This window comes from Flavobacterium sp. (assembly GCF_044368625.1).
In the GTDB taxonomy this organism is placed as follows: Bacteria; Bacteroidota; Bacteroidia; order Flavobacteriales; family Flavobacteriaceae; genus Flavobacterium.
Map to the genome: position 1 here is coordinate 1 of NZ_JBIPPD010000073.1, position 13,624 is coordinate 13,624.

Annotated in this window: 12 protein-coding genes; all 12 read right to left on the reverse strand. The window is 37.4% G+C overall.

Features of this window, described 5'->3' with window-relative positions:
* Positions 1–296 (reverse strand): hypothetical protein (locus tag ACIQ2X_RS07415; protein WP_396178294.1); only part of this gene is annotated, 296 nt, incomplete at its 3' end.
* A complete protein-coding gene (locus ACIQ2X_RS07420; protein ID WP_396178295.1) occupies positions 280–1,461 on the reverse strand; it encodes a DUF3696 domain-containing protein in 1,182 nt (393 codons plus the stop codon). The genes ACIQ2X_RS07415 and ACIQ2X_RS07420, both read right to left, overlap by 17 nt.
* Before the next feature lie 32 nt (positions 1,462–1,493).
* Positions 1,494–2,192, reverse strand: coding sequence for a CoA transferase subunit A (locus ACIQ2X_RS07425; RefSeq protein WP_396178296.1), 699 nt, complete (start codon positions 2,190–2,192; stop codon positions 1,494–1,496).
* Between the two features lie 133 nt (positions 2,193–2,325).
* Positions 2,326–4,629, reverse strand: a complete 2,304-nt coding sequence (locus ACIQ2X_RS07430) for a penicillin-binding protein 1A (RefSeq protein WP_396178297.1) — start codon at positions 4,627–4,629, stop codon at positions 2,326–2,328.
* 2 nt (positions 4,630–4,631) lie between these two features.
* Entirely contained in the window at positions 4,632–5,108 is a 477-nt protein-coding gene (locus tag ACIQ2X_RS07435; protein WP_396178305.1) for a gliding motility lipoprotein GldH, read from the reverse strand.
* Positions 5,109–5,310: 202 nt separating this feature from the next.
* Positions 5,311–6,723, reverse strand: coding sequence for a stage 0 sporulation family protein (locus tag ACIQ2X_RS07440; RefSeq protein ID WP_396178298.1), 1,413 nt, complete (start codon positions 6,721–6,723; stop codon positions 5,311–5,313).
* Positions 6,724–6,897: 174 nt separating this feature from the next.
* Positions 6,898–8,253 carry a rhodanese-related sulfurtransferase gene (locus tag ACIQ2X_RS07445; protein WP_396178299.1) on the reverse strand — a complete coding sequence of 452 codons (1,356 nt, stop codon included), beginning with the start codon at positions 8,251–8,253 and terminating at the stop codon, positions 6,898–6,900.
* A gap of 167 nt (positions 8,254–8,420) precedes the next feature.
* Entirely contained in the window at positions 8,421–8,780 is a 360-nt protein-coding gene (locus ACIQ2X_RS07450) for a hypothetical protein (RefSeq protein WP_396178300.1), read from the reverse strand.
* Between the two features lie 615 nt (positions 8,781–9,395).
* The gene (locus ACIQ2X_RS07455; protein WP_396178301.1) at positions 9,396–9,806 is read right to left on the reverse strand and encodes a BrxA/BrxB family bacilliredoxin; all 411 of its coding nucleotides are present in this window, start codon (positions 9,804–9,806) and stop codon (positions 9,396–9,398) included.
* Between the two features lie 98 nt (positions 9,807–9,904).
* The gene (locus tag ACIQ2X_RS07460; protein ID WP_396178302.1) at positions 9,905–11,044 is read right to left on the reverse strand and encodes a lycopene cyclase family protein; all 1,140 of its coding nucleotides are present in this window, start codon (positions 11,042–11,044) and stop codon (positions 9,905–9,907) included.
* A 46-nt stretch (positions 11,045–11,090) separates the two neighbouring features.
* Entirely contained in the window at positions 11,091–13,136 is a 2,046-nt protein-coding gene (locus tag ACIQ2X_RS07465) for a TonB-dependent receptor plug domain-containing protein (protein ID WP_396178303.1), read from the reverse strand.
* A 120-nt stretch (positions 13,137–13,256) separates the two neighbouring features.
* The coding region (locus ACIQ2X_RS07470; RefSeq protein ID WP_396178304.1) for a GTP-binding protein at positions 13,257–13,624 on the reverse strand (368 nt) is incomplete at its 5' end.

The following is a 13,624-nucleotide window of genomic DNA, read 5'->3' on the forward strand; positions in this document are numbered from 1 at the left end:
TTTAAGTTTTGTTGTAAATAATAATAGGCTTCTTTTTTATTAAATTCTTCTTCGTTATCTGAATTTGAAATTACAATTTCTCTTTTATTTATTTGAGCTTGACTACTTTCTCTTAAAAAATCTTTATCGCTTCTTGATAGTGTTTTAGTCCATTCTGATGTATCAAAAGCTATAAAATCTGCAGACTTTCTCAAATTCATTCTATGCTTGCCTTTTCTAAAAAAGTGCATTAAATCATCTAAATCAGAGTGATTATTTGAATTGTTGAATATTTCAGCTTTAATGGTTACTATCATTTCTATCTGCCTGTTTTTGTTTCAATAACAACAACTCTTTGTAACTTTCATTAAAGATTTCTTCTGGCCATTTATCAAATTCGCCAAATTCATTTAAATTCAATCTATCCAAAATACTTAGTTGTTCATTCTCCAAATAATCTACATAATACACTGCAATATCATTATTTGAAAAATTAACTTCAGGGTCTGCAACAAGTGCTTGTAATCGCAAAATAAAGTTTTTAGAATGTGTTTCAATCAAATATCTTTTGTTATCATCTTCCAAATAAGATTCTACGAATCGTTGTGCTAAATTTCCATGTGCCGCAGGATGCAAATGACTTTCAGGTTCTTCCATAATAATTAACACAGGTTCTTCATCTTTCATATAAGAACGAGTTATTAATGGTAAAGCTTGTGTTATTCCTTGTCCTGTATATGGGAGGTTTATTGGTTCAATGTTATTATTTCTAATTGAAAAAATGTATTTTTTATTTTTAGAATTAAAAATTTGATCATCGTTTATTTCCAATGACCAATTTTCAAAATTATTTTTATACCAATTACTCACACTTTCAAAAACACCATCTTGATTAATCGTTGATTTAATTAATATGTGGTAAGTGTTTTCGCCTTTTAAACCAATTTTTTTATATTCTTCATTTTTAAAAGGATATTCTTCTTCAGGTTCTGTTCGTAAAGCTTTTAAATAATCATAGTTTAAAAATAAGTCTTCTAATTTTTCATTATTTTTAACAAATCCTTTAAATTCAGAAGTTTCATCTTTTTCTGATATTATAACGTTGTTTTCAAAATACTCCCATTTAAATATTTCTGATTTTTCTTTAATGACGTCAGTGGGAAGTTTTACTTTTAGCTTTAGTTCCGCAAATGTAGAATCATCAGTGTTATTAGAAATTTCCAATTCTAAAAATTCTCCTGGTAAAATTTTTCTATTATAAGCCAAATCGCTATACTCAGAACCTAATTTTATTCCATCAAAATCTAGTTTTATTGCTTCATTAATATTTCCTCTCGAGCTCTCACTAATCATAACAGGCAACTTTAATACAGCAGTTTTCCCACTATTATTCTTCCCAATTAAAATAGTAATTGGTTTTATCTCTAGCGTTTGCCAGTTTTTGAATAATTTGAAATTTTTAAATCTAATTTTAGATACCATAATTTTTCTTTTTTACTGAACACTGATACTGATTACTTCTTTCTCACCGTCCGTTGCTCAATCCTTTTTTCAAATTTTTCTCCTTGAAAAATGCGTTGTACCATAATTCCTGGAATGTGAATTTGGTTTGGGTCTAAGGCTCCTGCAGGAAGTAATTCTTCTACCTCGGCAATAGTAATTTTTGCGGCACCCGCCATACAAGCGTTGAAATTTCGGGCGGTTCCTTTGAAAATTAAGTTTCCGGCTTCGTCGCCTTTCCAAGCTTTTACAATCGAGAAATCGGCTTTGAAGGCTTCTTCCAGAATGTGCATTTTGCCGTTGTATTCGCGTGCTTCTTTACCTTCGGCAACTTCGGTTCCGTAACCCGCTGGTGTGTAAAATGCAGGAATTCCGGCTTGTGCGGCACGGCATTTTTCGGCCAATGTTCCTTGTGGTGTGAGTTCGACATCCAATTCTCCTGAGAGCATTTGGCGTTCGAATTCGGCATTTTCGCCTACATAAGACGAAATCATTTTTTTGATTTGTTTTTTTTGCAAAAGCAATCCCAAACCAAAATCGTCTACTCCAGCATTGTTTGAAATGCAGGTTAAATCATTGACATTCATTTTTACCAATTCGGCAATGCTGTTTTCGGGAATTCCTGAGAGTCCGAAACCGCCAAGCATGATGGTCATTCCGTTTTCAATTCCGTGAAGTGCTTCTTGAACGTTGTGTACTTTTTTATTAATCATAACTGGTTGAAATAGTATAAATAAAAGGGTGTAGTTTCCGTGAATCCCTAGCCCAGATAGAAGTGGAAATCCTTTATGGTCTGGGGTTCAGACCATAATGATTGCAACGGATAGCTGGAAATAGCTCCTGAAACTACAAATCAAATTCGTCGGTATCTTGTTCGGTCTCAACTGCTGTTGTATCTTTTACTTTTGGCACCCAACAATCGACTTTTATAGCCAAATTTGAAGGCCGCTTGAACGGCTCTTTTGAAACGGTGAGCGTTTTATCTTCATAGCATTTTTTCATATACATACCAAATATTGGCAATGCCATCGTGGCTCCTTGACCGTAAGTGATGCTTTTGAAATGTGCCGAACGGTCTTCGTTTCCGACCCAAACGCCTGTAACTAAATTGGGAACCATTCCCATAAACCAGCCGTCGGATTGGTTTTGTGTTGTTCCGGTTTTTCCCGCAATTGGATTTCGCAACGCATACGGATATCCTGTCACGCGGTTGTATCCGTTTCCACCTCCTTCGGTTCTTAAACGGCTACCCGAACCACTTTCCGTAACGCCTTCCAGTAATTTCACAACAGCATAAGCGATGTCCTTGTTCAGAACATCATGGGATTCGGGCATAGTTTGGTACAAAATATTTCCGTTTTTGTCTTCGATTTTAGTGATTACCTCGGGTTTGATGTAAATACCCTGATTGGCAAAAGTTCCGTATGCGGCAACCATGTCGTGCACTGTAATTTCAACCGCTCCTAAAGCAATGGAAGGTTGAGCTGGAATATCGGATTTCACTCCTAATTTTTTAGTTAACTCCACTACTGCCTCTGGCCCAACTCGGTCAATTAATTTTGCCGAAACGGTGTTGATGGAAAGTGCGAGTGCTTTTTTGAGCGTTACCATTCCTCGGTATTCGCTGTTGGAATTTTTGGGTGTCCAAGTTTCTGTGACGTTGTGACGGCCTTGCGGAATGGTAAACGGAGAGTCGATGATCGAATCGCAAGGCGAATATCCTTGTTGTTCGATTGCAGTGGCGTACACAAATGGTTTGAAAGTGGAACCCACTTGTCGAGCCCCTTGGTTGACGTGGTCGTATTGGAAATGCTTGTAGTTGATGCCACCCACCCAGGCTTTTACATGTCCTGTTTCGGGATCCATTGACATCACGCCACTTTGCAGAAAATGCTTGTAATATCGAATCGAATCGTTGGGTGTCATAATGGTGTCGCGTTCGCCTTTCCATGAAAAAACACGCATTTTGGTTTTCACCGAAAATGATTTCATGATGTCTTTTTCGTCTTTTCCTTCGGCTTTCATAATTCTCCACCGCTCCGAATTTTTTCGGGCACGGTTCATCAAATTTTGTGTTTCTTGTTCCGATATATTAACAAAAGGGGCATTTTTGTTTTTCTTTGACTGGTCGAAAAATTCTTCTTGCAAATTTTCCATATGGGCATACACGGCCTCTTCGGCATACTGCTGCATTCTGGAATCGATCGTGGTATAAATTTTTAGACCATCGCGGTAGATGTCGTAGTCGCTTCCGTCTGGTTTTTTATTGTCTCGAACCCAACCTTTCATGAATTCCCGAAGGTATTCGCGGAAATAAGTAGCAATTCCTTCTTTATGGGTTTGCAATTTGAAATCCAAGGTAATGGGAAGTTGGCTCAATTTCTCACGTTGTCCCTCAGTAATAATATCGGATTTCTCCATTTGTTGCAATACCACATTGCGGCGGTTTTTTACGCCTTGGGCATTTCGGATGGGATTGTATAAAGACGAATTTTTAAACATTCCAACCAGCATTGCCGACTCGTCAATGGTTAATTCTTTTGGAGATTTATTGAAATACGTTTTGGCTGCCGAGCGAATTCCCACGGCATAATTGTTAAAATCATACACGTTAAAATACATTGCAATGATTTCGTTTTTGGTATATTGTCTCTCCAATCGGATGGCGATAATCCATTCTTTAACCTTTTGTAAAAGTCGCATAACGATGTTTCGTGAGCCTTCGCCGTGAAACAATTGTTTGGCTAACTGTTGTGACAACGTACTGGCTCCACCACTAGTTCCTAAACTGGTAATCGCTCTTAAAGTTCCCCTTCCGTCAATTCCGGAATGTTCGTAAAAACGCTCATCTTCAGTAGCTACCAAGGCATCAACGAGGTGTTTAGGCAATTCTTCATACGTAATGGAACTCCGGTTTTCATTGTAAAATTTACCGATTGTTTCTCCATCGGAGGAAATGATTTCGGTTGCCAAGTTGGATTCTGGATTTTCCAAATCATTGAAGGACGGCATGTGACCCAAAAGTCCCCATGATGCAAATAGAAATATCAGCACGACGAGTCCGAATCCTATTCCGAAAATTTGCCAAAAACGTTTTATGTAAAATGAAAAATCAGTTTCTCCCGATTTTTTGTATTTTTTGACTGCCATAATTATTCTATTGTTTCAATTCTAAAACCTACTTCTGTGATTCCTTCTAGGGCTTTAATGCCTTCAATTTTACCTGTCTGACGCATCGCTTGCTGAATTTCAACTTTGTAATCGCCGATGGTATCAAAGCGTAAATTTTCTTTATAAAAGAGTTTACTTTCTTTAATGTCCGAAAAACCGTCGCCCAAAAGTGTGCCGTCTGGATTTGTCATTTGGTACTGCAAGGTGTCTATTTTTACCAATCCCCCTGGCCGTTCCATTGCAACAATCAAATATAAATTATTAAATGAATAGGCTTGATTTGCCCGTAAATTGACAAATAAATTATACAATTTTGTGGTGTCTTCTTGCTTGAAACTAAATGCTACAATACTGTCTTTTTCCCAAGCGGTTCCTACTGTTTTATAATCGTCAAACACGCGTTTTTTGTCGCAAGAAGTAACTAAAACAACCATTGAAATAAACAAAAACAATTGCATTCCATACCTCAGCGAATTTTTATTTGGGCGTGACCTTCCGTAAGCCCGATAGCTATCGGGGCGGGTCGGGCTTTGCGTTCCCGCTTTTTTAATTCCGAAGAAAAATCGGAATAAAAAAGAACTTCTCTCGAAACTTCGGGACAATCCCTCACGCAAAGTAAACATCCCATCACTTTTAATATACGAATCAACCCGTAAAAAATTACTCTTTAGACTCATTTTTCTTATTCGGAATTATACGGTTATCTGGTTTGGGTTCGTTCGGATTTCTCTCAGCGGGCTTTCTATTTCCCGAAGGTTTGTTGCGGTTTTTATTGCGATTGTTTGGTTTTCGTTCCGTTGTAGCATTCGGATTTTGATTCGGATTTTGATTCGGATTTTGATTTGCTGGTTTCTCAACCACTTTTGCAACGGCAGGATGGTTTGGATTGTTAGGTCTAATAACGTTTGATCCGGCAGGTTTATTGGCTACTATAGCATTTTCACCTGGTTTTTTCTTCTTAGTGGGACGTTTTTTCTTTTTAGGTTGATCAAAACGCGTTAAACTTTCTTGTCCCATCGCATTGTTGAAATCTTTCTCAGCAATTGGCGCTTCGTCGATGGCGAAATCTTCCAATGATGAAACCTTATTTTTTAACTTATTTTCAGCAATTATTTCTCTAACTTGCTCGATTTTTAACACATGCCAATTTGCAAAATTATTGGTATAGGCAAACCACATCAAGCCTTTAAAAATATCTTGTTTCTGGCAAATTGCATCGCCTTTTTCCGTAACCAAACGGGTTTCAAACTCCGGAAAATTTTTCAAAGCATCCATATAGGTGTCCAACTCGTAGTTCAAACAACACTTTAATTTTCCGCATTGTCCGGCTAGTTTTTGCGGATTTAACGAAAGTTGTTGATAGCGAGCGGCAGATGTATTCACGCTTCTAAAATCTGTAAGCCAAGTGGAACAACAGAGTTCGCGACCACAAGACCCAATGCCGCCCAAACGGGCTGCTTCTTGACGAAAACCTACTTGTTTCATCTCGATTCGGGTGCTGAATTCTTTGGCAAAACCTTTAATCAATGCTCGAAAATCGATTCGATCATTTGCTGTATAATAAAACGTTGCTTTCGAGCCGTCGCCTTGAAATTCGATATCCGAAATTTTCATTTCTAACTTTTGTGCAATGGCAAGTTCGCGCGCGCGAATTTTCATCGGTTCTTCTTTCTCTCGGGCAGCCGACCAAATATCGATATCTTTTTGAGATGCTTTTCGGTAAATTTTAGCGATGTCTTTGCTTTCGTGATTTACCCCTTTTTTCTTCATCTGAATCCGAACTAACTCGCCCGTAAGGGTTACAATTCCGATGTCGTGTCCTGGAGAAGCTTCGGTAGCTACAATGTCGCCCATACTCAAAGTCAAGTTCTCGGTATTCCGATAAAACTCTTTTCTACCGTTTTTAAAACGCACTTCTGCACAATCGAATGGTTTTTCGCCGTTGGGCAAACTCATGTTCGATAGCCAATCAAAAACGGTTAATTTGTTGCAGCTATCGGTGCCGCAATTCCCTTTATTTCCGCAGCCTTTTGGTGCTCCACCATCAGCCGTTGAACAACTTGTACAAGCCATAATTTTATATAGAATGTTATCTAGGATAACTTAAAATTCGTAAATATATTTGGGAGTAAAGATAGGAAAATTTAAGTTGATGTTGCAAAGGGGAAATTTTATGAAACAGCTTAAAAAAACAAACCCGCTATGATCACATATAACGGGTTTGATAGTAGTAAATTATCGCTTTATTTAATTCAAAATCTTATACAATTTATCCGAAAGTCGAATCCTGAACGGAACTTCAAATGTAACTTTGTCGCCCACTTTAGCAGTCAAAGATTCTAGTCCGTTCACTAAAAAATGCTCTAAAATTATTTCTTGATTTCCTGTTGTTGGACCCGAAATTAAGATTTTATCTCCTAAATTAAGTCCTTGATTTTCAACAATAAAAAGTGCTATTTTCGCTTTTACAAAATAATGCTGTGCTTGTGCCACAAGCACTTTTTTTATTTTTACCTTCTGACGAATGTCTTTTTTAGGCATCGTTGCCAATGCTGTATCAGAAAGTTCGCCGGAGTGTTTGAATTTTAAATTCTCTGATTTTCCTTTTCTAAACACTTTGTTTCCGACTTCTTTTCCACTTCTTAGTTTTACTTGTTCAGCTAAGGGTAAATGGGTGATTTCCAAACAATCGGTGGAACAACAGTTTTCCATAACAGCTTTGCATTCGTCGCATTGAATAAAGAGTAAATGACAGCCGTCGTTGGCACAATTGGTGTGATTGTCACAGGGCTTTCCGCATTGGTGGCACTGGGAAACTATGTCGTCTGTGATTCTTTCGCCCAGGCGGTTGTCGAAAACGAAATTCTTTCCGATGAATTTGCTTTCCAATCCTTCTTCTTGAATTTGCTTGGCATAATTAATAATACCACCTTCGAGTTGGTATACGTTTTTGAAACCTTGGTGTTTGTAATAAGCTGATGCTTTTTCGCAACGAATGCCGCCGGTACAATACATTACCAAATTTTTGGTTTCTTTGAAATCTTTGAGTTGCTCGTGGATAATGGGCAAACTCTCTCTAAAGGTTTCTACATCGGGTGTGATGGCGTTTTTGAAATGTCCGACTTCGCTTTCGTAATGGTTTCTGAAATCGACAACAATGGTATTTGGGTCGTCCAAAATTTCATTGAATTCCTTGGCTTTAAGGTGAACTCCGATTTTAGTAACATCAAACGTTTCGTCGTTCAAACCGTCGGCAACTATTTTATCTCTAACTTTTATCGTGAGTTTCAAAAACGAATGATCGTCGTGTTCTACGGCAACATTCAAGCGGATGCCTTGCATAAAATCATAGGCTTCTAATGTTTCGCGGAAGGCTTCGATATTTTCGGCAGGAATGCTCATTTGGGCATTGATTCCTTCGTGGGCTACGTAAATGCGACCCAATGCATCGAGTGCGTTCCAGGCTATAAACAGTTCGTCGCGGAATTTTTTAGGATCTTCAATTTTGGCGTACTGGTAGAAAGACAACGTAAGGCGTTGCTTGCCGGCTTGGTCAATAAGTTCGGCTCTTTCATCGGCACTTAAGGTGTTGTACAGTTGCATGCTATAAACTTTTTAAGTCGAGAAATTATTTTCGGTGCAAAAATAGGGAATATTTTACGGGTTAAAAAATGACAATTGTCATACTTGGGTTTTGGTTTGGGAATTGGCAGATAAAATCGCAAATCATAAAAGGGGAAGAATTCTTGGGCTTAAAATGAAATCCTGAATTATTGGATTTTGCTTCTCTTTAAATACTTTTGTAAATAAGAAAATGCAACAAAAGCAATAATTAAACCGATAATGAGCTTTGTATAAAATATAATCTCTTCATTTCTTTTCTTGGTACGAAAATTATCAATTGAATCTTTGACGTCATTTGGATTAACATCTGTGTCCAAATTTATCTCCTTATCGTATTTCGATTCTCCTAAACCAGTATTATAATGAATTTTATTAGGTGAAGATTTAGCATAATTGCTATACGCTGTTGAAGAATCGCTTGTCGACTCTTTTGCTAATTTGGTAAAACTGCTTTCGCGTTTTTTTTGTGTCTCTGCTTTTTGGGAAGTGTTTAATAAACCAAGCAAATAACATAATCAACCAACTTTTTACCTTCATCAATAAAGCAAATAAACTCATCGACCGTGTTTTTTGCCTCATCGACGAGGCTTATTACTTATTCGATTAGGCAAATAACGTGAATAATCAGGCATTTTGCCTGGTCGATGAAGCTTTTTGGGTGGTTGATGAAGCAAAAAGCCTGGTTTTATAACTCAAATCGAATAATTCCAATATTTTCTCTTGAACTTAATAATGAAAAGTTTTACTTACAAATAAATTCGCATTAAAAATAAACAAATAGTGAATTAAATTGCAGATAATGTAATTGATGGTTTTTGTAAAAATGTTTTCAAGATTGAGCTTTATCAGGAATGATAAATTTGTACGAAAAGGATACAATTTCTTCAGATTAAGATTCTGAAACAAGTTCAAAATGACAAGCCAAACCAAAAGTAAAAGTAGTAACCTAACTAGCCCTGATTGAGGCGGCATCCCCCGATTTTTCATCGGGGATAAAGCCGAAAGCAGGAATATGGATTGCTGAAAAAGCCCAACCTTTCGCTTCAAAAACCTTTTAAAACTAAAAAACCCTTTCAGCGTGTAAAACTAAAAGGGTTATTGAAATTGAAGCTACTTAAATATTAGCAATATTCGTTGAACGCGTCTTGCAAGTTTTCGGCAATCAATTCTGCGGGACGGCCTTCAATGTGGTGACGCTCCAACATGTGCACCAATTCGCCATTTTTGAACAAAGCCATACTTGGCGATGACGGTGGAAACGGAAACATGTGCTGACGCGCTGCATCCACGGCTTCTTTATCGACTCCTGCGAAAACGGTGATTAAATTGTCTGGTTTTTTTGCACCTTCAATACTCATTTTCACGCCCGGACGTGCGTTTCTGGCTGCACAACCACATACGGAATTGATGACAACTAACGTGGTTCCGTCGGCTTTTAAAGCGTTGTCTACTTCGGCAGCGGTATGTAAATCTTGAAAACCTGCAGTGGTGAGTTCCGCTTGCATTGGTTTTACCATTTCTTCTGGATACATATTCTTATATTTTAGGTTTGACTTTTACGAGCTACAAAGTTACAAAGTTTTTATGCGGGAAAAGAGGCGACTTTCATAAAGATTTGTTATTGTATTATTTAAAAAATCCGCTTCCACAGAGCTTGTAAAAAAGGCATTTTCGGGCATTGCCAAATGACTTGTAAATCCTCCCAAAATGTGGTTTCTTCGTCAAGGAATTTAAAAATCAATGACGCTTTTGCTGTTTTAAACATTGATGAAAAGATGCTGGAACCGATTTCATTTTGGTGAAATAAAATATCAATCAACAGTAAATCGTAGAACCAAAATTTGTTTTTTTTGTGAAATTTTCTGAAGTCCGCATGATTTTGCAAAAAGCGCACAACTTCCTTTGATTTCTTGGTAGTGTTTTTAAAAGTGTACCCCGTACTGGCCTTGGTCCAACCGCCTGCCGAACCAATGTTTAAAATGTTTTTTGTGTTGTGTTTCCAAAACGGGTAACACGTCATTGGGATGTTTCCTTGCTCTTTTTCGGTAATTTCGTAATCTGAAATACCTAAATTTTGAATGTAATTGACAATCTCGGTTTCATATTCTTGTTTCGCTAATAAGGTGGGAGAAAACAAGGTATATTCAATCAAGGCTTCGGATTCAGAAGTTGGCAAGACGTACATAAATCTTGTATTGCTTTTTTGTTGGACCGAAAAATCCATAAAAGTAGCGGTTTCGGGTGTAAAAACAGCTTCTTTACTTTTAATAAACCAACCTATAAAATGCTGTTGCACCAAAGGAAATTTGGTTTGTGAAGCTACTAAACTGGGATTGTAAATGCTGTTGAATAATTTCTCCCCTTGAAAGACCCCGGCATTGGTGTGGATTTCTACTCCGGTTTTCGTTTCGGAAAAATTTGAAATTCGCGCTTCAACAAATTCGATATTGGGTTGTTGATGGATGAAATCGAAAACTTTTTTATAGAAATCCAAGCCTCTAACTGTTTTGTATTGGTAGGGTTCTAACGCTAATTTTCGGCTAAATTGGTTGCTTTTAAAAAATGCAGAGTCGTATTTTTTAAGGAGCACATCGTCGAATGTGTCCACTTGATTTTCCCAAAAACTCCACGTTCGGTCGTTGGTTTTTTTGGAATCGGAATCGATGAGAAGCATTTTCTGCTCAGAAAAAAATCCAGACTGAATCATCTCATAAACCGTCATTAAAGACGATAGTCCGGCTCCGGCAAAAATATACGTATAGCTTTTCATCCTTCAAAAGTAAGTAATCTTGGGCGAAACAAAAATGAAATAAATGTTAATCAATATGGTATCGTAATCCTAAAAACGTTCGGATTCCTTGATTTGGTCCGTAAGCATAGGTTGGGTCAAAGGTTAGTCCGTTAGGATTATCTGCAGAGGGAACGGCATTTCCATTGCCATCAAATTGTACATTCTGGTCAAATGGGTCATTGGCTCTTGCAATCAAAAAAGGATTTCCACGATTGGGCGTCCAATCAAAAAGATTTTTAATTCCTGCATAGATTTCAAGGTTATGAAACTTTTTATAAGTAAACTGAATGTTTTGAATACTAAACGGCTGTGAATATTCCCGTCGCGGGTCAAGCTCACTCAGCAAAGGCAAACGCATCGGCCCGGTCAAATTACCCGTGTAATCAAAAGAAAGAAACCACTTGGGAATTTCATAATTTATAGCCCAGTTCAATGAATATTTCTCGGTAAATAAAGGCACAAAACTGATGCCATCTTGCTGTGTTATTGGGTCAAAATAGCTAGCACCAACCGTGGCTTTTACACCAAAAGGCGTAATCCAATCGGCATTGGCACTCACTCCAAAAATTTTCGAAAATCCATCTAAGTTGTCGTAAATAATTTGATTCGGGTTCAGGTCGTAATTCGCAAATATACGATTGGTGAAATGCGTGTACCAAGAGGACATTTCTAAATTTACTATACCTGCATTTTCTAATTTGAATTTTTTTAGGTAATTTAAATTTAGGTTATACGACGTTTCTGGATCTAAATTGTCCACTAAAATTACCTCTCTCGCTCCCGATAATGCTTGATGGTCTTCGGTAAAGAGATTGACAACTCTGAAACCCGTGCCGAAATTTAATCGCAAAATATCATCGGCTGTTGGTTTCCATTTTAGCGCAACTCTTGGCGTAAAAATAGAACCGTGAACGGAGTTGTAGTCGTATCGCGAACCCAGAAGAATTCCCGTTTTTTCTGAAAATTTGATGTCGTCTTGCACAAAAAGGCTGTAGATTTTGGAATGGTCTGAAGTGGCGGTTGCCGGCGTGTTGTCGTTGTAAAATTGGTATCGAAAAGCACTTCCAAAAAGCAGCGAGTGATTTTTTATGTTTTTATCCCAAAGAAATTGTCCGAAACCAATTTTTTGATTGGCAAGATAAACCGAATTTCCATACACCGAATTTTGGTCGTGACCAATAAGCGAAAATTGCACGTACATTTTTTCTTTTACAGGCAACTCATATTTTCCTAAAAGCTCAAACCGCGAGGTATAAATGCTTTCGCCATAAACTTCGTCGCCTCCGCGGAAATTACTGTTCCACTGCATTTCGCCACCCCAACGGTCTTCATATAAGTAGCGAGAAACTAAGCTGAATTCTTTTTCTGATTTACGATTGATATTCCATTTACTAAAAAAGGAAACACGGTTTTGAAGTGCAACATCTGTAAAATTGTCGTTATTATGGTCTATCGGATTGTTGTAGGAGAAATAATTGACCCCAAAAAGGGCGTCCACTTTTTTGCCAATCGTTGCCTTGTATCCCAAGTCGATATTGTTTTCGAGCCAAGAAGTGGTGAACATATCGGCAGTAAATAAAGAACTGTTTTTTGCTTTTTTGGTAATAATATTGATTAAACCTCCAACGGCTTCGCTTCCATACAGTGTAGATGCAGCTCCTTTTACTACTTCAATTCGGTCAATCATCGCATTTGGAATTCCCGATAAACCATAAACGGTTCCAAGCGCACTTACAATTGGCATTCCATCAATAGTAACCATAGTATACGGGCCGTCAAGACCGTTTATCCTGATGTCGCCCGTTCCACAGACATTACAATTGTTTTGCGGACGTAAACCGTTTACATTTTGCAGCGCTTCTAATACGTTACTTGTAGGGTTTTGTTTTAAAAAAGTTGCACTAATAATTTCAACAGGAATAGGAGTTTCAAGACGTTTTACGGCTTTTAGAGTTCCCGATACGACCACTTCTTCAAGCTCATTGGTTTCTTTTTTTGAAACTGTATCAGTTGTAGTTTGCGCAAAAGTGGATAGCGATAAAATATAAACTATAAAAATAATTTTTTTCATTTTAATACAAATTATTTAGACAAAACTAAAAATTAATTTTGATTAATACAAATAAAATAGGCTTGCTATTTCAACAAGCCTATTAATAACTACTTCAATCAAAAACCAGATGATTTAAATTTAGAAATCGGCATTTTCATAGAACTGTTTTGGAACCGGAAAGTGGTCCTTGGTAGGAAAAACACCGTCTTGTAAATCCATTAACTCAATGTCAGTACAAATACAGCTAACTAATTGTTTTCTAACGTCGTATTCATTCATTTTTATACCAATAAATACCAATTCGTTTAATCTATCGCCATAATTTTTTGACCAACGCTCTTCGATAATTTCTTGGTTGTCAACAAAATTTTGAAATTTTATACGTTCAGAAAAAGGCATACTTGCCCACCAAACTCCCGCACCTTCTGATTTTATTGAGCCACCCGCTTGAGACCAGTTTAGTGCTTGATCGGGTCTGGATGCAAGCCAAAAAAGTCCTTTACTTC

Coding starts and splice junctions, on each gene's coding strand:
- ACIQ2X_RS07420 (WP_396178295.1), bottom strand. CDS start 1,461: ATGGTATCTAAAATTAGATTTAAAAATTTCAAATTATTCAAAAACTGG.
- ACIQ2X_RS07425 (WP_396178296.1), bottom strand. CDS start 2,192: ATGATTAATAAAAAAGTACACAACGTTCAAGAAGCACTTCACGGAATT.
- ACIQ2X_RS07430 (WP_396178297.1), bottom strand. CDS start 4,629: ATGGCAGTCAAAAAATACAAAAAATCGGGAGAAACTGATTTTTCATTT.
- ACIQ2X_RS07435 (WP_396178305.1), bottom strand. CDS start 5,108: ATGCAATTGTTTTTGTTTATTTCAATGGTTGTTTTAGTTACTTCTTGC.
- ACIQ2X_RS07440 (WP_396178298.1), bottom strand. CDS start 6,723: ATGGCTTGTACAAGTTGTTCAACGGCTGATGGTGGAGCACCAAAAGGC.
- ACIQ2X_RS07445 (WP_396178299.1), bottom strand. CDS start 8,253: ATGCAACTGTACAACACCTTAAGTGCCGATGAAAGAGCCGAACTTATT.
- ACIQ2X_RS07455 (WP_396178301.1), bottom strand. CDS start 9,806: ATGTATCCAGAAGAAATGGTAAAACCAATGCAAGCGGAACTCACCACT.
- ACIQ2X_RS07460 (WP_396178302.1), bottom strand. CDS start 11,044: ATGAAAAGCTATACGTATATTTTTGCCGGAGCCGGACTATCGTCTTTA.
- ACIQ2X_RS07465 (WP_396178303.1), bottom strand. CDS start 13,136: ATGAAAAAAATTATTTTTATAGTTTATATTTTATCGCTATCCACTTTT.